19 protein-coding genes are annotated in these 20332 nt (G+C 72.0%); 16 read left to right on the top strand and 3 right to left on the bottom strand.

Annotated features, from left to right (window positions below):
- The first annotated feature begins 52 nt into the window (after window positions 1-52).
- Genes KIP79_RS49805 through KIP79_RS35620 form a run of 5 tightly spaced genes read left to right on the top strand, consistent with a single transcriptional unit; the run spans window position 53 to window position 6717 of the window.
- Window positions 53-2047 carry an oxidoreductase gene (locus tag KIP79_RS49805; protein ID WP_308170059.1) on the top strand — a complete coding sequence of 665 codons (1995 nt, stop codon included), beginning with the start codon at window positions 53-55 and terminating at the stop codon, window positions 2045-2047.
- Complete coding sequence (locus KIP79_RS35635) at window positions 2044-2937, top strand: hypothetical protein (protein WP_214109386.1); 894 nt, start codon at window positions 2044-2046, stop codon at window positions 2935-2937. Before KIP79_RS49805 ends, KIP79_RS35635 begins: the two co-directional genes overlap by 4 nt.
- Window positions 2934-3824, top strand: a complete 891-nt coding sequence (locus KIP79_RS35630) for an alpha/beta fold hydrolase (RefSeq protein ID WP_214109385.1) — start codon at window positions 2934-2936, stop codon at window positions 3822-3824. Before KIP79_RS35635 ends, KIP79_RS35630 begins: the two co-directional genes overlap by 4 nt.
- Complete coding sequence (locus tag KIP79_RS35625; RefSeq protein ID WP_214109384.1) at window positions 3821-5824, top strand: oxidoreductase; 2004 nt, start codon at window positions 3821-3823, stop codon at window positions 5822-5824. The genes KIP79_RS35630 and KIP79_RS35625 overlap by 4 nt, the downstream gene beginning before the upstream one ends.
- Window positions 5821-6717, top strand: a complete 897-nt coding sequence (locus KIP79_RS35620) for an NAD(P)-dependent oxidoreductase (protein WP_308170058.1) — start codon at window positions 5821-5823, stop codon at window positions 6715-6717. The genes KIP79_RS35625 and KIP79_RS35620 overlap by 4 nt, the downstream gene beginning before the upstream one ends.
- A gap of 10 nt (window positions 6718-6727) precedes the next feature.
- Here the strand turns inward: KIP79_RS35620 and KIP79_RS35615 are convergent, their stop codons facing one another.
- Both KIP79_RS35615 and KIP79_RS35610 read right to left on the bottom strand, forming a co-directional pair.
- Window positions 6728-7897: an acetyl-CoA hydrolase/transferase C-terminal domain-containing protein gene (locus KIP79_RS35615; protein ID WP_214109382.1), complete on the bottom strand. Its 1170-nt coding sequence runs from the start codon at window positions 7895-7897 to the stop codon at window positions 6728-6730.
- Window positions 7890-8969 (bottom strand): alcohol dehydrogenase catalytic domain-containing protein, encoded by a 1080-nt coding sequence (locus KIP79_RS35610; protein WP_214109381.1) that lies wholly within the window; start codon window positions 8967-8969, stop codon window positions 7890-7892. Before KIP79_RS35610 ends, KIP79_RS35615 begins: the two co-directional genes overlap by 8 nt.
- Between KIP79_RS35610 and KIP79_RS35605 the strand changes: the two genes are divergently transcribed.
- The 10 genes from KIP79_RS35605 to KIP79_RS35560 all read left to right on the top strand — a co-directional run bounded on the left by KIP79_RS35605 (window position 8968) and on the right by KIP79_RS35560 (window position 18489).
- Window positions 8968-10239, top strand: coding sequence for an acyl-CoA dehydrogenase family protein (locus KIP79_RS35605; RefSeq protein ID WP_308170057.1), 1272 nt, complete (start codon window positions 8968-8970; stop codon window positions 10237-10239). The two genes, KIP79_RS35610 and KIP79_RS35605, sit on opposite strands and share 2 nt — an antisense overlap.
- Window positions 10236-11432 carry a Zn-ribbon domain-containing OB-fold protein gene (locus KIP79_RS35600; protein ID WP_214109379.1) on the top strand — a complete coding sequence of 399 codons (1197 nt, stop codon included), beginning with the start codon at window positions 10236-10238 and terminating at the stop codon, window positions 11430-11432. The genes KIP79_RS35605 and KIP79_RS35600 overlap by 4 nt, the downstream gene beginning before the upstream one ends.
- Window positions 11429-12589 carry a thiolase C-terminal domain-containing protein gene (locus tag KIP79_RS35595; RefSeq protein WP_214109378.1) on the top strand — a complete coding sequence of 387 codons (1161 nt, stop codon included), beginning with the start codon at window positions 11429-11431 and terminating at the stop codon, window positions 12587-12589. Before KIP79_RS35600 ends, KIP79_RS35595 begins: the two co-directional genes overlap by 4 nt.
- Window positions 12582-13331, top strand: coding sequence for an SDR family NAD(P)-dependent oxidoreductase (locus KIP79_RS35590; protein WP_214109377.1), 750 nt, complete (start codon window positions 12582-12584; stop codon window positions 13329-13331). Before KIP79_RS35595 ends, KIP79_RS35590 begins: the two co-directional genes overlap by 8 nt.
- Window positions 13332-13333: 2 nt before the next feature.
- Window positions 13334-14473, top strand: a complete 1140-nt coding sequence (locus KIP79_RS35585) for an acyl-CoA dehydrogenase family protein (protein WP_214109376.1) — start codon at window positions 13334-13336, stop codon at window positions 14471-14473.
- A 20-nt stretch (window positions 14474-14493) separates the two neighbouring features.
- Window positions 14494-15351: an amidohydrolase family protein gene (locus KIP79_RS35580; RefSeq protein WP_214109375.1), complete on the top strand. Its 858-nt coding sequence runs from the start codon at window positions 14494-14496 to the stop codon at window positions 15349-15351.
- A gap of 145 nt (window positions 15352-15496) precedes the next feature.
- Window positions 15497-15667 (top strand): FadR/GntR family transcriptional regulator, encoded by a 171-nt coding sequence (locus tag KIP79_RS35575; RefSeq protein ID WP_214109374.1) that lies wholly within the window; start codon window positions 15497-15499, stop codon window positions 15665-15667.
- Window positions 15668-15713: 46 nt separating this feature from the next.
- Complete coding sequence (locus KIP79_RS35570; RefSeq protein ID WP_214109373.1) at window positions 15714-16154, top strand: FadR/GntR family transcriptional regulator; 441 nt, start codon at window positions 15714-15716, stop codon at window positions 16152-16154.
- 5 nt (window positions 16155-16159) lie between these two features.
- Complete coding sequence (locus KIP79_RS35565; RefSeq protein ID WP_214109372.1) at window positions 16160-17266, top strand: acyl-CoA dehydrogenase family protein; 1107 nt, start codon at window positions 16160-16162, stop codon at window positions 17264-17266.
- Between the two features lie 23 nt (window positions 17267-17289).
- Window positions 17290-18489: a CaiB/BaiF CoA transferase family protein gene (locus KIP79_RS35560; RefSeq protein ID WP_214109371.1), complete on the top strand. Its 1200-nt coding sequence runs from the start codon at window positions 17290-17292 to the stop codon at window positions 18487-18489.
- On the opposite strand, the gene KIP79_RS35555 is transcribed toward KIP79_RS35560, so the two are convergent.
- Entirely contained in the window at window positions 18461-19462 is a 1002-nt protein-coding gene (locus tag KIP79_RS35555) for an LLM class flavin-dependent oxidoreductase (protein ID WP_214109370.1), read from the bottom strand. The two genes, KIP79_RS35560 and KIP79_RS35555, sit on opposite strands and share 29 nt — an antisense overlap.
- 80 nt (window positions 19463-19542) lie before the next feature.
- Here KIP79_RS35555 and KIP79_RS35550 point away from each other — a divergent pair, with 80 nt between their 5' ends.
- The gene (locus KIP79_RS35550) at window positions 19543-20331 is read left to right on the top strand and encodes an enoyl-CoA hydratase/isomerase family protein (protein ID WP_214109369.1); all 789 of its coding nucleotides are present in this window, start codon (window positions 19543-19545) and stop codon (window positions 20329-20331) included.
- The last annotated feature ends 1 nt before the right edge of the window (window position 20332 follow it).

Here is a 20332-nt window from a genome sequence, read left to right as displayed (position 1 = left end):
CCACTCGGATAAACCTGGTAATTGTGTCTATAGTAGAAGGGGATGATGACAGGTGTCGAACTACCCCAACCTATTCAGCCCGTTCACGGTCGGACGTACCGTGATCAAGAATCGGGTCGCGATGAACCCGATGGGCACCCGGCTGTGCCCCGACGGCACCGTTAACGAGGCCGAGCTGGCCTGGAGCGAGGAACGGGCGCGGGGCGGCCTGGGTCTGATGATCTCGGGCGGTGCGCTTGTGCACCCGACCTCGAACTCGCGCGGCAACCCGGTCGGCCTGGTCGAGGGCTGGCGCGAGGAGGGTCTGGAAGGCCAGCGCCGGCGGGTCGAGGCTGTGCACCGGCACGGCTGCAAGATCTTCGGGCAGTTCCTGCACCTCGGCAGGGACGTGGGGACCGGTGCCGTCGGAGGGCTGATCGAGAGTCCCACGCTGGCGCCGTCCGCCCTCCGGTCCGGTACGACCGAGTGGGGGCCGAAGGCCATGGACCTCGCCGACATCAAGATGATCGTCGCGGCCTTCGGGACGACCGCCCTCCTGTTCCGCGAGGCCGGCATGGATGGACTGGAGATCCACGGCGCGCACAACTACCTCGTCGGGCAGTTCCTGTCGCCGTACAGCAACCACCGCGACGACGCCTACGGCGCAGGCAGCATCGAGTCCCGGATGCGCTTCCTCACCGAGGTCATCGGCGAGGTACGCGAGCGGGTCGGCGACGAGATCGCCCTTGGGGTACGGCTGAGCATGGTCGAGGGCGTGCGCGGCGGCATCTCCCTGGCGGACACCCAGCGCTTCGCCGAGCGGCTGGAGGCGCTGGGGTCGGTGGACTACCTGCACCTGACGATGGGCGTGCGCGGCACCTACGTGAAGGACAACTCCTACGACCAGGGGTTCGCGCGTCCCGAGGTCAGGGCCGTCCGCGCCGCCACCGGCCTGCCGCTCATCCAGGCCGGGCGGATCACCAGCCCGGAGGTCGCGGAATCCCTCATCGCCGACGGCGTGGCCGACCTCGTCGGTCTCGGCCGAGCCCTGATCGCCGACCCTCAGTGGCCGGAGAAGGCCGAGCACGGCGACGCGCCGATCCGGCCCTGCCTGGCCATCGGGCAGGACTGCCGGCTATCCCAGGCCGGCGTCACCTGCGCGGTCAACGCCGCCGCGGGCCGGGAGACGACCTGGAGCGTTTACGACGTCCTCAGCGCCCCGAAGCCGATGTCACTGGTCGTGGTGGGCGGCGGTCCCGGCGGGCTCGAAGCCGCCTGGCTGGCCGCGGAGGCCGGACTGGAGGTCGTCCTCATCGAGCAGGACGAGAGGCTCGGCGGCCAGCTGCTGCGAGCCGCCCGCACCCCGCTCCGGGAGAACTGGCTCGACTACGCCGAATACCTGGAAACCCGCGTCCGCCGCAGCGGCGTCGAGGTACGGCTGGGGCAGGCCGCCGACGCCGCCGCCATCACCGCGATCGGACCCGGCGCGGTGATCCTGGCCACCGGCGCGGCCCCCGGCGCGCTCCCGGCCCTCGCCCACGGCGCGGCGACGCCGGTTCTGACCACCTGGGACCTGCTCGGCCCCAACTCTCCGGACCTGCCAGGCTCGGTCGTGCTCGTCGACGACGGCACCGGCTTCTGGGAGGTGTGCGGCGCGGCGGACTTCCTGGCCGCCCGAGGGGTACGCGTCGAGTTCGTCACCCCGAACGCGGTGATCGGGCGCTCGATCCCGCACGAGAGTGTGCTCCCGCTGCACCGCAGGCTCAGCGCCGCCGGGGCGAGATACCACACGCTCACCGAGGTCGCCGAGATCGGCGCGGACGCGGTCGTGGTGACCGGCATCGTCGACGGCGCCGAGCGCAAGGTCAAGGCGGGAGCCGTCGTGCTCCAGGTGCCCAATGAGCCGAGCACCGCCCTTGCCGCGGAGCTCGGCGAGGGGCTGCCCGTCCATCTCGTCGGGGACGCCCTCTCCCCGAGACGTCTCAGCTACGCGACCTTGGACGCCCATCGAGTGGTCCGTGAGCTTGTCACGGCTTCCACCACCGGAGAGAGGATCACCGTTCCATGACCCAGACGAAGATGGACACGGGCCAGGACTGGACGAGCGAAGGCTTCACCCAGGACGAGTACGAGGCGATGGCCGAGTGGTACGCCACCACGCACGGAGAGGGCAACCTCGACCTGTGCGCCTTCCTGCCGTACATGCTCGACCTGCGGCCGGACGCGTTGAAGCGCTACCGCCACTGGGTCGAGTACGTGCCGGCCGGCCGTACCATCCCGGACGGGATCACGGACCCGGCTCCACTCGTCTGGCTGCACTACTACACGACCAACGCCTACCGCGAGGGTCACTTCTACGAGGTGATCATGGCCCGTGGGTTCGGGGCCACCAAAGCCGAGGTCGCGCAGACCATCGTGCTGGGCTGGCTGCACGGCGGGCCGCGCGGGCTCAACGCGGGCTCGGACCTGTCGTCGGCGTACATGGCGGACTGGAAGGAGGAACCGGGCACGGTATCCGGGCTCAAGTGGCCGACCGGCTGGGCGCCCGACCCCGACGCCTTCCGGAGCGGCATCGACCTCGACCCCGACACCCCCTTCACCGGGGACGACCTGGCCAGGCTGGAGAGCTGGCACCGGACGGTCCAGGGAGCGGTTCCCGGCTACGTCCGGGTGCTGGCCGAGGTCAACCCGTCCGCCCTGAAGTTGTGGCGGGCCCGCTACGAGAACGCCGCGTACGGCCCCCTGCCCAAGCAGTTCATCGCGTTGCTCCAGGTGCACCAGGCCGTCATGATCCGCGAGCCGAAGGCCCTGCGCCGCGCGGTCCACATGGCCCGGGCCTTCGGCGCGACCCGCCCGCAGCTCGGCCAGATCCTCGGCAGCTGCCAGGTGTACCAGGGCGACCTCGGCATGGGCGCGCTGGAGGAGATCTCCGACCTGCTCGAAGGGTGGCCCGCATGAGCGACGCGACGCCCGCGCGCCGGGTGGTCGAGGTCGACGGCGTCGCCACCTCGGTCATCGAGCTCGGCTCCGGACACCCGCTGCTGCTCGTGCACGGATCGGGCCCCGCCATCTCCAGCTACTTCTCATTCCAGGCGGTGACCGGTGAGCTGGCCAAGGACTTCCGGCTGATCCTGGTCGACATGCCCGGGTACGGAGGCTCGGCGCCCATCCCGGGCCCGGACACTCCGCCGAACGTCGCCCGGCACCTGGTGCGGGTCCTGGACGTCCTCGGTTACGGCGCGGTGCATGTCGCCGGTCACTCGCGTGGCGGCCGCATCGCGTGTGAGCTGGCCGTGCTGGCGCCGGAGCGGGTGACCAGGCTGATCGTGATCGGCAGCGGCTCGGTCGCCCCCGGCGGACATGTCGGGGAGGACGGCGGCTGGACGGCTCCGGCCCTGGCGCTCACCCGGTGGGGCTCCGACGGTGACATCAGCTTCGAAAGCCTGTCGGACGCCTACATGACCCAGGTGCTCCGCAAGGAGAACCTGCCCGAGCGGTGGCTGCGGGCGGCGTACGAGGAGGCGGCCGAGTCCGGGCGGCTGGAGCATTTCGTCAGGGCCATGAACGTCAACGACCCGCTGGCGTTCTACCACCAGAAGAACGCGCAGGAGTTCCACGACAAGCTCGCGCGGCTGTCCACGCCGACGCTCGTGCTCTGGGGCCGGGAGGACACCTGCTCCCCGTACCAGAAGGCAGTCCCGCTGGTCGATCTGATGAAGAACATCGACCTGGTGATCCTGCCTGAGTGCGAGCACTTCGTGATGATGGACCGGCCGCGGGCCTTCGTCGGGGTGACCCGGGAGTTCCTGCTCAGGCCCGCCGAGTCCGCCCCGGAGATGACGTGACCACCGCGGGCCGGACGCTGTTCGACCCCTGCGCGATCGGCCCGGTGACCGTGCCCAACCGTCTGGTCATGTGCCCGATGGGAACCCGGCACGCGCACGCCGGGCTGGTCACCGAGGCCGACATCGCCTGGCACGCGGACCGGGCCAGAGGCGGGGCCGGGCTCATCATCACCGGTGGCACGTTCGTGCACCCGACCTCGAGCATGCGCGGCCACCCGGGCATCGAGGCCTGGCGCGAGGAGGGCGTGCGGATGCTCAGGCGCCGCGTGGACGCGGTGCACGCCGAGGGAGCCAAGATCTTCGCGCAGATCCTCCATCTCGGGCGGGAGACGACCGAAGGGCAGCCGGAGCTGCCCCAGCTGGCCCCCAGCTCCGTGCGTTCCGTACGCGATCCCCATCTGCCGCACGAGATGACGCGTGCCGACGTGCACGAGGTGATCGAGGGTTTCGTCCGCAGCGCCGAGCTGTCCGTACGGGCCGGGTACGACGGCATCGAGATCCACGGCGCGCACGGCTACCTCGTCGCGCAGTTCCTCGGGGCGGCCACGAACCTGCGCGCCGACGAGTTCGGCGGGGCGACCGCCCGCGAGCGGACAGCCTTCCTGACCACGATCCTGGAGCGGGTCCGGCAGCGCTGCGGCCCCGGCGTCGCGCTCGGCGTGCGCCTGAGCGCGATCGAGGAGACCGCCGACGGCATCGGCATCGAGGATACCCTGGAGATCGTGCGGGAGCTGGCGGAACGTGCCCTCGTGGACTACCTCTCGATCACCCGGGGCGTGCGCAACGCGTACGTCAAGGACAACACCAGCGGGTACGCCGTCGCCGCTGAGCAGGCGGCGGCGGTGAAGGCCGTGACGTCGCTGCCCGTTGTCGTCGCGGGGCGGATCACGACCCCGGAGCTCGCCCAGCGGCTCCTGGACGACGGCGTGGCCGACCTGGTCGGGCTCGGGCGCGCGCTGATCGCCGACGCCGAGTTCCCCGCCAAGGCCGCGGGAACCGTCCCCGGGGCGATCCGGCCGTGCGTCGGCTTCGTGCAGGACTGCCGGATCGCCCATGGCGGCGCCGCGTGCGCGGTCAACGCGGCCGCCGGTCGCGAGAGCGTCTTCGGGATACGGGTGATCCGGCCACCCTCGGACCGCCGGGCCGTCGTGGTCGGCGGCGGGCCGGGGGGCCTGGAGGCCGCCCGGCTGCTCGCGGAGCGCGGCTGCGCGGTCACCCTCTTCGAGGCCGACGACGAGCTGGGCGGACAGGTACGCCGTGCCGCGCGCGGCCCGCTGCGGGGGGAGCTGACCGGGTTCACCGCCTACCTCGGGTCGGAGCTGCGCCGCCTCGCCGTCGAGGTCGTCACCGGGCACCGCGCGTCGGCCCAGGACGTCGCCGCGCGGCAACCGGACCTCACGGTCGTCGCGACGGGAGCCGTGCACGACCCGCCGTCGTTCGGCGACTCGCTGCCGCCAGGTGGGTCGCCGCGTGTTCTGTCGGTCTGGGAGCTGCTCGACGGATCGTCGCGAGATCTCGCGGGGAACGCGCTGGTCGCCGACGACGGCACCGGGTTCTGGCCGACGATCAGCGCCGCCGAGCTGCTCATCGCCCAAGGGCTGCACGTCACCCTGCTCACCCCGGCGGGGGCGATCGGGGGCGCGATCCCGCTGGAGAGCATCGCCCCGCTCCACGCTCGCCTGCGCGGAGCGGGGACGGCGTACCGGCCGTTCACGCGGATCGGCGGCCTGACGCCGGGCCAGGTGACGCTCGTCGACTCGGTCACCGGTGAGGTCTCCCGCACGAGCGCCGATCTCGTGGTCGTCCTGACCCAGGCACGACCCGTCACCGGGTTGCTCCAAGAGCTCCAGGCACGCGGACTGACCGCACGGGCGATCGGCGACTGCGTGGCGCCGCGCCGAATCACCAGCGCGGTCCTGGAAGCCAACCGGGTCGTCGACTGGTTCGCGGGGGCGGGCACGCCCGCGACCCGGTCCGGCCTGGCCGGGGTCTCCCCGTGAGCGGCGACCGGCCTCTGGCAGGGTGCCCGGCCGAACGCCGTCGCGTGGCGCTGCTTGGGCTCGGCAGCATCGGAGCCGGGATGGCCGACCGGCTCGCCCGGGCCGAGGACGTCGCCCTGGTGGCGTGGAACAGGTCGCCGGAGCGGCGCGCGGCGGCCGCGGCGGCCGGTGTGCCGGTCGCCGAGTCGGCCGTGGCGGCGGTCGCGGACGCCTCGGTCGTGATCATGTCGCTCAGCGACGACGCGGCGGTGTCGTCCCTCGTTGAGATCGTGCTGCCGGCGCTCGCGGAGGGGGCCGTCGTCGTCGACACCAGCACCGTCAGTCCCGGCACCTCGAAGGATGTGGCCGCCCGGCTCGCCGTCAGGGGAGTCGGCTTCGTCGACGCCCCCGTCACCGGAGGGGAGGAGGCGGCCCGGCGGGGAACCCTGACCCTGCTGTGCGGCGCGCGGGACGCCGACCTCGCCGCGGTGCGCCCCGTGCTGGTGCACGTCTCCGGCCGGATCGTCCACGTCGGTGAGGTCGGCAGCGGCCAGCTGGCCAAGGCGGTCAACCAGGTGATCCTCGCCGGCGCCTTCCTGGGCGTCGCGGAGGGGGTGGCGCTGGCCCGGCGCGCCGGTCTCGACGCGGGCGCGCTCATGGCCGAACTGCGCGAGGGCGCCGCGGCGTCCTGGGTGCTCAGCGAGCGGGCCGCGATGATGGTGGAGGGTGACTTCGCCCCGCGCGGCAGGCTCGCCCTGCACTTGAAGGACCTTCGAATCGCTGAGGAGGTGGCCCGCGGGGCAGGGGTGGAGCTCCGCCTGGGAAGCCTGGTGGCCGAGCTGGAGCAGCGTCTCGTGGACAGTGGATTCGGCGACCACGACGTGGCCGCGATCGTGCTGGCGGTCGACGGCTGAGTCCCGTCACTCAACTGGGCGGCCGCGACCAGAGCTCCTCCAGCGCGGCCGCCCGCTCGGTGTCGTCCAGTCCCCGCAGGTCGGCTGAGCCGCGTTCGGTCACCACCACGTCGACATCGGCCCGCGGGGTGGAGACCGGCCCGGACAGCCGCTCCACCAGGGTGCTGGAGCCCCGGCGCGAGGAGAGGGTCGCCACGATGCTGACGCCTCCCGCCGAGACGTGCCCGGCCAGCGCGAAGTCCGGATGTCCGCCGGCCCCGGACACGTGCCTCCCGCCGAGGGATTCGACGTTCACCGCCCCCGTACGGTCGACCTCGAGCGCGGTGTTGATGCTGACGAGCGGGCGGCCGCCGGCCACGGCGGGGTCATGGGTTTGCTCCACGCGGGCCGTCACCGCCCGGCCATCTCCCCAGGCGTACAGGTCGTCTGAGCCGAGCAGGTAGGCCGCGACCGGGACGTCCAGCAGCAGTCCGCGGCGGTGCAGGCGCGCGACGGCGTCCGTGACGATTCCCGACCTGACCCGCACGGGCACGTCGAGCACGTCGGCCAGCGCGTCCGCGACCGGCCCGGGTCCGTACTGCAGGCACGCCCCCTCGGGCACGAACGGCGCCAAGTGGCGCGCCAGCCTTCGGTGTTCCTCCGCAGGAGCGGGTGCCGGGTGCGGCAGGGGAGGCCGCTCCCGCCGGGCTACGACGGTGCCGCGCCCGAGGGGAATGGACAGCTCCCTGGAGGAGCGGGGCAGTGCCGCGTTCTCCGCCACCAGCAACCGGGTGCGGCCGTCGTCCAGGACGCTTCTCATCCACGAGACCTCGCTGCCCCACAGCCATCCATCGCCCTCCCGGCGGAGGGCGATGAGCATCAGATCGGGGCGCAGGCGCCCGCGCAGCAGCGACGGCACGCCTCGCAACCGGCCCGGCACGTAGTGGACGCGTCCCTCCGCCACCATCACCCGGAGCGCGAAGCCGCCCATCACCGTACGGACGTCGGCGAACGCGGAGGGGTCGAACGACTCGGGCAGTTCCAGGCACCAGCCGAGCACGAGGGATATCTCGCCCACCGACCGCGCCGCCTCGGAGAGGTCGCCCAGCAGCCACGTCGGCGCGCCGGCGCCGTCGGCCACCACGACGCGCATGCCCGGCTCCAGGGCACCGGCGAGCAGGGACGCCGCGCTCTCACCCACCGAGCGCCCCGGTCGTCAAAACCATCCGCACCAGTCCCGGCGGACGGCTGTCCAGCTGGGCGAACGCGTGCTCCGCCCGGTCCAGCGAGGCCACGTGGCTCACGCTGCGGGCCAGGTCCAGGCGGCCCGAGAGAGCCAGGTCCACCACCGCGCGCAGGTCCTCCAGGCTCGACGCGAAAACACCCTTGACGGTGAGCTCGCGGGCCTGCACCGCCACCGCGGGGCCCACGTTCAGGTCGCCGTCCAGGACCGAGCCGAACAGGAACGTGCCGCCGGGGCGGAGCAGCCGGATCCCCTGCGACGGCGCGGCGCGGGTGCCGCTGAAGTCCACCACGGCGTCGAAGGAGCCCCAGCGGCGCCGCAACCTCCGGACGAGGTCCGCACCGGCGGTCTCGGCCTCGAATCCCGCCGCGCCCAGCCGGTCGGCGCTGTTCGCGGATCCCACCACCGCCGCGAGCCGCACGTCGGGGCGCAGCGCCCGCATCAACTCCAGCACATGGGTGCCGACGCCGCCCGCGCCGATGACGCAGAGCCGGCCGTCCGCGGGCACGTCCGTGGTGCGCACCGCGCGGTAGGCGGTGGCCACCGCGTCGGCGAGGACGGAGGCCGCCACCGGGTCCAGCCCGTTCGTCACCACCATCCGGTCGGCCGGCCAGACCACGTGGTCGGCCAGCCCGCCGGGCCGGTGGATGCCCAGCAGTTCGCCTGACGGGCAGAGGTGCTCCAGCCCTCGCAGGCAGGTCTCGCAGGTGCGGCAGGGCGCGACCGGGTGGAGCACGACCAGGTCGCCGACCGCCACTCCTGGGGCGGGCCCGGCCAGCTCCGTGACCCGCCCGCACACCTCGTGTCCGGGGCGGACCGGGTAGCTGACTCCGGGGGGCAGCGCCATACCGTGCCACAGGTGGAGGTCGGTGCCGCAGATCCCGCAGGCGATCACCTCGACGCGGGCCTCACCGGGCCGGAGCCCCGGGATCGGCGCGCCCGGCGGTTCCTCAAGGAGGGACACCACACCGGGGCGGACCTGGACGAAGCGCCCTGCGGCACGCGTCGTCGGTTCAGCCTGATCGCCCATGATGATGCAGATCATGGCCAGAGTTACCGGCGGGTGTCAAGCCCTTCCCGCTGCTTGCACCTCCCGGATAACTATAACTATAGTTCACACGAAACTAGCGCTGTGGGAGGTGAGACGGTTCGTGAACGATTCCGAACGTGAAGCCATGCGAATGGTGGTGCGCGACTTCGCCGAGCGTGAGGTGGCGCCACGTGTACGTGAGTACGACCACGAGGAACGATTGCCGCGCGACATTCTCGACGGTATGGCGCGCCTGGACCTCTTCGGAGGGCTGGTCCCCCAGACCTGGGGTGGCGCGGGCATGGATCACGTCACCTTCGCGATGCTCATCGAGGAGATCTCCAGAGTCGATCACTGTCTCGGTGTCCTGATGAGCATGCCGTCCGCGCTGGTCGGGGCCGGCATTCTCAAGTTCGGGACCGAGCAGCAGCGCAAGCAGTGGCTCGCGCCGCTCGCCCGTGGTGACATCTTCGGCGGAGCCGGGGTGACCGAGCCCCAGTCGGGCAGCGACGTGGCGGGGATGGAGACGACCTACACCCGCGAGGGCGACGAGTTCGTGATCCGGGGCGCCAAGACCTGGATCTCCAACCTGGACATCGCCTCGTTCTTCGTGACGTTCGCGACGCGAGACCGGGCCGAGCGGCACGCCGGCGTGACGGCGTTCATCATCCCCCGGGACACGCCCGGGCTCTCGGTCCACCCGTTCAAGAACAAGCTGGGGTTCCGGCCGATCAGCACCGGGGAGCTCGTGCTGGACGATGTCCGGGTGGGCGCCGAGGCGCTGCTCGGGGAGGAGGGCGGGGGTTTCCAGGTCGCCATGACGGCCGTGGAGAAGGGACGCCTCGCCGTGGCGGCGAGGGCCGTCGGCGGGGCCCAGCTCTGCCTCGACAACAGCCTCCGTTACGCGGAGGAGCGCGTCGTCTTCGGTAACAAGATCGGCGATTACCAGCTCATCCAGAAGAAACTCGCGGACATGGCCACCGAGATCCAGGCGGCCCGGCTCCTGGTCCAACACTGCGCGCGCACGCTGGACACCGGAGCCCGCGGGCGAGTGGAGACCAGCATGGCCAAGATGTACGCGTCGGACGTGTTCCAGCGAGCGGCGACCGAGGCGGTCCAGATCCACGGCGCCTACGGCGTGTCCGACGAATTCCCCCTCGCCCGCGCCTACCGGGACGCCAAGGTGTTCCAGATCGTCGAGGGGACCAACGAGATCCACCGCGTCGTGATCTCGCGGGAGCTCGTCAGGCGTGCGGGCGGAGCGTCATGACCGTCCTGGCCCTCTCGCTCTACCGTCCGGTCTGGGAGCTGGGCGGCGCGCGCGTCACCGGCCCGGACGAGGACGTGCTGACCATGGCGGTGGCCGCCGCCCGTCCCCTGATCGCCGTGGGCCCTGCGGTGCGCAAGGTTGTGCTGGTCACCCCGCGCCCCGACATCGTCGAGGGCTTCGGCGGCGGTGTCCTGGCACGCGCCCTCGACCTGGGGCCGGACGCCGTCGTCCAGCTCCGGATCGGCGGCGCCCCCGCCGTCTTGGACGCGTTGCTGGAGAACGAGCCAGGCACGGTGGTGGCCGGGGTCGACCTGTCCTCCACCGCCGCGTCCGCCGGGGCCGCTCTCCTCGGCGACGGGTCCGGCCTCGACCTCGTGGCAGCCGGACGGATCTCCGGCTCGCTGCCCATGCGCGTGGGACAGGCCGGGCACGCGACCACGGCGGTGTACCGCGACGCTCGCGTGGAGCGGGAGCTGGCGGCCGCGCCGCTCGTGGCCGCGCTGCGCGACGGAGCCGCCCCCCTCCTGGCCGGGATCGCCGCCGGTGGAGCCCGGCGGCTGGGTGCCCGGCCATCGGCGGTCCCGACGCCGGGCGCCGCCTCCGTCTGTTACGCGCTGGCCGAGCTGGCGTCGGCCGGCGAGGACGCGCGGCTGGTGGCGGTGGACGGGGGGTCCGGGAGCGCCGCCGACGTCCGTGGTGCCGCCCGCGCCCGGGTCCTGCGGGAGGAGCGCCCCGCGATCGGCGGCGAGCAGCGGCCGCGGCCGGGTGGCGATCACGTCGAGGTGCCGTTCTCGATGCCCGCCTACGCGCGTGCCTTCGAGGCCAAGGTCGGCCTGGTCGCGGCAGCCTGCGCGTGCGGCGAGATCAGCTACCCGCCGCGCGACATGTGCCTGCGCTGTGACCGCTACCGGGAGACGACGCCGGTCGCGCTGCCGCGGACGGGCGAGGTCTACACGTGCGTCACGGTGCACGTGCCGATCCCCGGCATCCCCGGACCCTACGCTCTGGCGATCGTCTCTCTCGACGGGTCACCGGTGCGGGTGCTGGCGCAGGTCGCCGACACCCCGGCCACCGCCACCAGGATCGGGGACCGCGGCCGGCTCGTGCTGCGCCGGGTGGCGCTCCGCGAGGGCGTGCCCGACTACGGATACGCGTTCCAAGGGGACACCACGGCAGAGGCGGTGAGGGCATGAGGAGCGTCGCGGTCGTCGGCGCCGGGATGGTGCCGTTCGGTGAGCTCTTCACCCAGGGCATGAAGGAGCTCCTCCCGGCGGCCCTGCGGCTGGCACTGGGTTCGGTCGACGAGGGCATGGCGAAGTCCGACATCCAAGCCGCCTGGTTCGGCCAGCTGCAGACCTCAGATGGTCACCCCGCGGGCGTGCTCGCCGACTCCTGCGGCCTGCTCGACATCCCGGTCACCCGCGTTGAGAACCAGTGCGCCACCGGCAACGACGCCGTGCGCAACGCCACGCTGGCGATCGCGAGCGGCGCGGTCGACGTCGCGCTCGTGATCGGCGCGGACAAGACCCGTGAGACGCCCGTCGCCTCGACGTTCTGGGACTGGATGGGGCTGGCCAGGGACCGGGGCTGGGACTACCCCCTCGGCCTGATCGCGCCCGCGAGCTTCGCGCTGCACGTCGCCCGCTTCATGCACGAGCACGACGTGCGTCCCGAGCATCTGGCCATGGTGGCGGTGAAGAACCACCACAACGCGGTGAGCAACCCGGTCGCGCACCTGCGGATGGAGGTCACCGTGGAGCAGGTGCTGGCCGCGCCGCGGGTCGTCGGGCCGTTCGGCGTGCTGGACTGCACGCCACAGAGCGACGGCGCGGCCGCGCTCCTGCTCGCCGCCGAGGGCGTACACCGGCGGTTCACCCGCCGCCCGGTCTGGGTGCGGGGTGTGGGTCTCGGCCTGGACCGGGTCATGCACGCGCACAAGGCCGACCTGTCGAGTTTCCCGGCCACGGTCCGGGCCGCGAAGGCGGCCTACCGGATGGCCGGCATCGGGCCCTCCGACATCGGCGTCGCCGAGGTGCACGACTGCTTCACCGGCGTCGAACTGATGAACTACGAGGATCTCGGGTTCTGCGAGCGAGGCGGCGCGAAGAAGATGATCGAGTCCGGCCAGACGGAGGTCGGCGGGTCACTGCCGGTGAACCCCAGCGGTGGCCTCAAGGCCAAGGGCCATCCTCCGGGCGCGACCGGCGTCGCCCAGTGCGTCGAGCTGTTCGAGCAGTTGCGCGGGGAGGCGGTCAACCAGGCGGGCACGCCGCGCTGGGCCCTCGCCCACAACATCGGGGGGCCGACCGCCGTGTCGGCGGTCACGATCCTGGAGGGCTCACATGGCTGAGCGTCGCTGCGTGGTCGTCACCGGGGCGGGCCAGGGGCTCGGCAGAGCGGTCGCCGAGGCGTTCGCCGCCCAGGGAGACGCGGTGGTCGTCTCCGACATCGCGGCCGGGCTCGCCATCGAGACAGTGCGGTCCATCACCCGGTCCGGCGGGACCGCCACGGCCCAACCGGCCGACGTGTCCTCCGAGGCCGACATGTCGGCGCTCGCCGCCAAGGCGGCCGAGGAGTTCGGCACGCCCCGGGTCTGGGTCAACAACGCCGGCGTCTCGAGGCCCGCGATGCTGCACAAGATGGCCGCCGACGATTTCGACTTCGTGCTGCGCGTGCACGCGCGCGGCACGTTCCTCGGCATCCGCGAGGCGGCCCAGGCGATGATGGCGGGCGGCGCGGGCGGGGTGATCGTGAACGTGACCTCGTCCGCGGGGCTCCAGGGCACGATCGGGCAGATCAACTACGCGGGCGCCAAGGGCGCGATCATCGCCATGACGAAGTCGGCGGCACGGGAGCTGGCCCGCTACGACATCAGGGTCAACGCGGTCGCGCCCCTGGCCGCGACGCCGATGACGGAGAAGCTCCGCACCGATGAGAAGCTCAGCCGCCGCTTCCTCGACCAGATTCCGCTGCGGCGCTTCGGGACCCCCGAGGAGGCCGCCTCGGCTTTCGTGTATCTCGCCGCGGAGCAGTCGGCCTACATCACCGGCCAGGTGCTCAGCATCGACGGCGGCCTCTACATGGTGAGCTGAGCATGGACCTGCGTCTCACCCCGGCCGAGCAGGATTTCCGGTCACGCCTGGAGGACTGGCTCACCCAGGTCGAGGTGCCGGCCGGCCTGCGAGACTACGGCTCGACGCCGACGCGCGAGGACCTGGACGCCGGCCGGGCCTGGCAACGGCGGCTGGTGGAGGGCGGCTGGGCGGCGCTGTCCTGGCCCTCGCCGTTCGGCGCCGGGGCCACCCCGTCGGAGCAGGCCCTGTTCGCGGAGGCTCTCGCGCGGCGCGGCCTGCCCAGGCAGCTGAGTTTCGTCAGTATGGAGCTCGCGGGGCCCATCATCATCGCGTACGGGTCCGCCTCCCAGCGGGAGGCCTTCCTCGAACCGATCCGCCGGGGCGAGCAGATCTGGTGCCAGCTGTTCTCCGAGCCGGGAGCCGGATCCGATCTGGCCTCCCTCTCGACGCGGGCGCGCGCCGCCGGGGACGGCTGGCTGGTGTCCGGCCAGAAGGTCTGGACGAGCGGCGCCCACTACGCGGACTACGGCCTGCTGCTCGCCCGGACCGAGCCGTTGGCGGACCGGCACCGGGGGATCACCTGCTTCGCGGTCCCGATGGGCACGGCCGGTGTCACCGTGCGGCCGGTCAAGCAGATGGACGGCGAGTCCAAGTTCAACGAGGTCTTCCTCGACGATGTGGCCGTCGGCCCCGGCGATGTCCTCGGCGAGCTCGGCCGGGGATGGGAGGTCGCGCTGTCGGTGCTCGGCCGCGAACGCCGGATGCTGGGGTCGCTCGCGATCGGTCTCGGAGCCGCTCTCACCGAGGTGCGCCGGGAGGCCGAGCGCCGCCGCCTCGATGACGCCGTGTTCCGCGCCCGGTGGGCCTCACTCTGGGGCCGCGTGCAGCTGTTGCGCTGGACGTGGTTCAGGTTCCTGTCGGATCGGGGCGACTCGGCGGCCGACCCCCGGATGTCGGTGCTCAAGCTGACCTCTTCGGAGCTGCAGCAGGAGGTCGCGCGGCTCGCGGCCGACATCCTCGGGCTCGACTTCGTGTACGGCGACGCGGGAGCCCGTTGGCGTCGCGTCTTTCTGGCCGGCCACGGCGCCACCATCGCCGGGGGGACGTCGGAGATTCAGCGCAACATCCTCGGCGAGCGGGTCCTCCGGTTACCTCGCTAACCCCAAGAGAAGGAGCTGTCATGGGAGCCGTTGACTACTGGTGCAACATCTTCACGCCCGAGGGGATCCGCCAGACGTTCGAGGAGCCGAAGGAGATCTCGGACGTCGTCAAATGGTGGGGGCTGAAGTTCACAGGCAAGAGCGTCGAGGAGTTCGTCGCCTCCATGGACGACGCCGACGTGGACGTGGTGCTGATCCCCTCCGCCAAGATGGCGTCGTACGAGACGTCACAGCTGATCTGGAACGTGCGGGAGGAGCAGGTCGTCGAGATCGCCGACAGCGCCCCCGGCCGGGTGAAGGGCCTGTTCGGCATCGATCCCCGGGAGGGGATGGCGGGCGTACGGCGGCTGGAGGAGTGGATCGGCAGCGGCCACTTCGTCGGCGCGCACCTGCACCCCTACGGTTTCAACCTGCCGGTCAACCACCGCAGGTTCTACCCCTTCTACGCCAAGTGCGCCGAGCTCGGGGTGCCCGTGGTGATGCAGGTCGGCCACTCCGCCGAACGCATGCCGTCCGAGATGGGCCGGCCGCTGCTGATCGACGACATCGCCCTGGACTTCCCCGAGCTGAGCATCGTCGGCGCCCACACCGGGTGGCCGTGGGTCGAGGAGCTGATCGCGCTCGCCTGGAAGCACCGCAATGTCTACATCGGCACCTCCGCACACCACCCGAAGTACTGGGACCCGAGCTTGGTCAGGTTCGCCAACTCGCGGGGCAAGGGGAAGGTGCTCTTCGGCACCGATTACCCGGTGATGGACCACAAGGGCGCGCTCAAGGCCGTAATAGAGCTCCCGTTCAAGGACGAGGCGCGTGAACTGGTCGTCGGCGGGGCCGCCCGGTCGATCTTCAAACTGGCTGAGCCCGGCTCTCACAACTGATACTATAGATGTTCATCATATGTCGTTAAATCACTGAGGAAACCCGACCGCCGTGACACCTAGAGCAGAGGGCTCTACCATGACCGCATCCGGTTTGACCCCGGGGTCCATGAGATCGGCACGAGCGCCGAAAACCTCGGAGCGCGTGGCACGTGAGCTCGTCAACCACATCGTCGAGAACGACCTGGTCGAAGGCACGAAGCTGCCCAACGAGAAGCAGCTCGTCGAGGTGTTCGAAGTCGGCAGGACGACACTCCGTGAGGCGCTGCGGCTCCTGGAGACCAGAGGCGTGATCAGCATCCGCCCGGCCCGATGACCTGCGCGAGGGACTGACCCTGATCCTTCAGTTCACCGGGGCGTCGTTGCAGGACGTCTTCGAGGCCCGGACGACGCTGGAGCCGATGATGGCGCGGCTCGCCGCCGAGCGGCTCACCGACGAGCAGCTGGAGAAGCTGACCAAGAGCGTCCAGCGGATGCGCGCGCACAATCAGGACCACGATGTCTTCCTGGAGGAGAACCGGGTCTTCCACACCACGATCGCGGAGGCCACCGGCAGCAGCGTGCTCTGGGTCTTCAACGAGACCCTGAAGTCGATCTCCGACGGCGCGGTGGTCGGTGTCGAGTACACGCCCCGGCGCCGGCTCGCCGTCGCCGCCGCCCACCAGAAGGTGGTGGAGGCGTTGAAGTCCCGCGACCCGCTCGCCGCAGAACAGGCGATGCGCGCCCACGTCGGCGAGGCCGGGGCCTACTGGCGTCGCAAGTACCCCGAGCTCAGCGCGCGCAACGTGAGATGGGTGCACTGAGGCCGATGCGGTTCTCCCTGACAGGCGAACAGCTCGACCTGCGGGCGGCCGTGGCCGCCCTCCTGGCGGACAGAGGGCCGCTGAACGTGACGCGGGCGGCGGTGGAGGCCGGCGAGCCGCCGAGCCCGGAGCTGTGGGCCGAGCTGGCCGAAATGGGCGCCGTCTCCGTCGACCTCGGGGAGGAGTCAGGCGGGACCGGCCTCACCGCCGTCGAACTGGCCGTGGTGCTTGAGCAGGCCGGCACGGTGCTCTACCCCGGCCCGCTCCTGGCCGGCACTGGGATGGCGGCCGGTCTGCTGGCCGGTGGCGGCGCTCCCGTCGCCGAGCTGGCCCGGCGGGTCGCGCAGGGTTCGGTGGTCGTCGCGGCGGTCCCCGACATCCCTGGACCCTGGTCACCCGAGGGAGTGCTGACCAGCACCTGGGAGACGGCCGCCGGGTGGGCGGTCACCGGGACCAAGCAGGCGGTGCTCCAGGCGGACCTCGCCGACGAGCTGCTGGTCGCCGCGCGGTGCCCGGGCGGGACCGTCGCCCTGCTGGCCGTGTCCGCCGCCGACGCTCTGCTGGTGCGGCAGAGCGGACTCGACCCCGCGCGTGCGCTTTTCCGGGTCGAGCTGGTGGGGGCTCCCGCCCGGATGCTCATCCCCGACGCGGGAGAGGTGATCGTCGCGGCGGGGTACCGCGCGGCGCTGGCGCTGGCCGCCGAGTCCGTCGGCGCGGCCCGCGCCTGCCTCGAACGGACGGCCGGGTACGCCGCGGAGCGGGTGCAGTTCGGCCGTCCCATCGGCTCCTTCCAGGGGGTGAAGCACCGTCTCGCCGACCAGTTCGTCGAGGTGGAGCTCGCGACCTCGGCCGTCTATCTCGCCGCCTGCCATCTGGCCGCCGGCGACCTGGAATCCGCGTCGGTGTCCGCGATCCTGGCGCTCGACGCGGCTACCGGCACGCTGGCCCGTGTCGCCTCCGAGAGCGTGCAGATGCACGGGGGAATGGGTTTCACCTGGGAGAGCGACTGCCACTGGTTCGTCACCTGGGCGCAGGTCAGCAGGCGCCTGCTCGGCGCCCCGGGGAACCACCTCGAAACCGTCTACGACCGAGCCCACCTGCTCGCCCAGTAGTCATGCCCGAAGAAGGTGCCCAGATGCTCCCGTTGAGCGGTGTGCGCGTGCTCGACCTGACCCGGCTGATCCCCGGCAACTACTGCACGTGGCTGCTGGCCGCGCTCGGCGCCGACGTGATCAAGGTGGAGGACTCCGGCGCGGGCGACTACATGCGGACCCTCGGCGTTCAGGTGGACGGCCAGGGCGCGCCGCACCACCTCGTCAACCGCGGCAAGCGGTCCATCGTCGTGGATCTCAAGGCCGAGCGCGGCAGGGAGGTCTTCCTGTCCCTGGCCGAGACGGCCGACGTGGTGGTCGACTCCTTCCGCCCCGGCGTGATGGCCCGGCTCGGGCTGGGCGAAGACGTCCTGCGGGCGAGGAAACCGTCGCTGGTGGTCGTGTCCATCAGCGCGTTCGGCGCGGATGGCCCGCTCAGCCGGACGGTGGCCCACGATCTCAACGCCACGGCCTACTCGGGCTTCCTGGAGCGGCTGGTCGGGCCGGACGACGGGCTGCCGCAGGCGCTGACCGCACCGCTCGCCGACGTCATCGGCGGGGGCCTCATACCGGCCTTGGGCATCGTGGCACTGCTCCGCCGCGCCCAGGTCACGGGCCGGGGCGGATGGCTGGACGCCTCGCTCGCCGAGGGCTTCTCGCTGATGCCGAGCGTGCAGCTGGCGGACCTGCTGGCCGGGGCTCCGCTCACCCCGCGCGGCGTCGACGAGTTCGACGGCCGGGCCTTCTACCGCGCCTACCACCTGCGCGACGGGATGGTGGTGGTCGGCGCCGTCGAGCCGCCTTTCTGGCGGAACCTGTGCGAGGCGCTCGGACTGGAGGATCTCGCGGAGGCCCAGTGGGACGACGCGCGCAGGGACGAGGCGGTCGAGCGGCTGCGCGGGAGGTTCGCGGAGCTGACCAAGGCGGAGCTCCGGGCTCTCGTGCACGGCCGGGACACCTGCGTCACCGTGGTGAACACCTACGCCGACATGCTCGCCGACGAGCACGCGCGCGAGCGGGATCTCACCCGGCCCGCCGTCGACGTCCCGATGCGCGTGCTGGCGCCGCCCTTCGTGATCGACGGACGACGCCCACCGGAGACGACCGGCGCGCCCCGGCAGGGGGAGCACACCAGGGAAGTGCTGGCCGAGGCGGGGCTCGGCGACACGCTGGTGGCGGAGCTGTTCAGGACCGGAGTGGTGGGGCGGGACGCGGTCAGCCCAGCGCCTCCGCCACCGCGGTGATGGTCCGCGCCGGGTCGCCGCCGCGGGAGGCGGGCACCGGCTGGATCATCACGTCGTCGGCGCCCGCCCGCACGTAGGCCCGCACCCGCGGCGCGATGTCGGCGGCGTCCTTCCCGGCCACGAGCACCTCGTCCAAGAGCCGGTCGCTCACCGCGGCGACCGCGGCCGCGCGCTCGCGCGCGGCGAACGCCTCATTCACCCGGGCCACCTCGTCCGCGAAACCCACGGAGGCGAAGTATCGGGCGTACGGCGGGGAGACGACGTACTCGACGAGTTCCTTGCGCACCTCCTCCCGGGCCTCGGCCACGGTGTCGGTGACGGCGACGTACGCGCGGGCCACCAGCCTCACCTCGTCAGGACCGCGGCCATGCCCCTCCACGGCCGCGGAGAACGACTCGCGGAAGCTCGTCAGCACCCGGGGCGACAACCAGGTCACGATCAGGCCGTCGGCGACCTCGGCGGCGAGGTCCAGCATCGCGGGACCCATGCCACCCACGTACAGACGCACCGCCGGCGCCGCGCCGGTGGTGAGCCGGAATCCGGAGGACCGCCGGGTGCGCCCGGTCACGTCCGTGCGGGTGCCGGCAAACGCCTGACGGAGGATCCGCAGCGTCTCCCGGGTGGTCGTGGCCGGCTTCTCGAACGGCACGCCGTGCCACCGCTCGACGATGACCTGACCGCCCGCGCCGATGCCCAGGTGCACCGGCCGACCGCCGCCGAGGTGGCTCCAGGTCGACGCCATCATGGACAGCAACGCGGGTGACCTGCTGTACACCGGCACGATCGCCGTGCCCACCTCCAGCGGCGTGGTCCGGGCGATGACCGCCGCCAGCGCACTGGCCTCAAGGCCGCCGGTCTCGGCCAGCCAGGCCCGCCGGTACCCACTCCCGGCGGCGATCCCGGCCAGCCCGAGCAACTCGTCGGCGTCCGGGATGTTGGACAGCAGTACAGAGGCATGGTCCAGGTCGCTCACGGTTCTCCTCATGGTCGGGCAAGGGTCGCGCTAAACAACCGACTAGTGGTAATAGTAATCAGAAATATTGGAGGTTGCCCATGCCCGGTGTGTTGGATCGTGAGCTTCGCGATGGCGTCCTGCTGCTGACCATGCGACGACCCGCCCAGATGAACGCCCTGAGCAGCGAACTGCTCGCCGCGCTCGGCTCGGCGCTGACGGACGCGGTGGCGGATCCCGCGGTGCGGATCCTTCACCTGACCGGCTCAGGGCGCGCCTTCTGTGCCGGGGCGGACCTGACCGAGGCGGCGGAGCTGACCACGGATCCCGCCTCCTTCCGGCGCTGGCTGCTGCTCTGGAAGCAGGTCTTCCAGGCGATCGGGGAGACGCGGAAACCGGTCGTGGCGTTGCTGAACGGGCTCACCCTGGCCGGCGGGCTCGAACTGGCGCTCGCCTGCGACTTCATCCTGGCGTCGAGCTCGGCCCGGGTCGGGGACGTGCACGCCAACTACGGCCTGGTGCCCGGCGGGGGCGGCACCCAGCGCCTTCCTGACGCGGTGGGGACGCGCTACGCGAGGTGGCTGATGTACACCGGCGCGATCCTGACGGCCGAGGAGGCGCACCGGGTGGGCCTGGTGCAACAGGTCTTCTCCGACGAGACGTTCGTCGAGGACACCTGGGCGATGGGAGCCGCGATGGCGCGGCGGAGCGCCACCGGTCTGGGGTTCATGAAACGGATGACGGCGCCGGCCCGGGTGAACGGCCCGGGACTCGACCTCGAACTCGAGGGCGCGGTGCACGTGGTGACAGGGGTGGACGGCCGCGAGGGCCTGGCCGCGTTCCGCGAGAAGCGCGTCCCGCGCTTCACCGCCCGGCCCGACCTGCGCTGAC

This window comes from Acrocarpospora catenulata, assembly GCF_018476525.1.
Lineage (GTDB): Bacteria > Actinomycetota > Actinomycetes > Streptosporangiales > Streptosporangiaceae > Acrocarpospora > Acrocarpospora catenulata.
The sequence above is the reverse complement of the archived record's forward strand: the minus strand, read 5'-3'. Positions and strand labels throughout refer to the sequence as shown.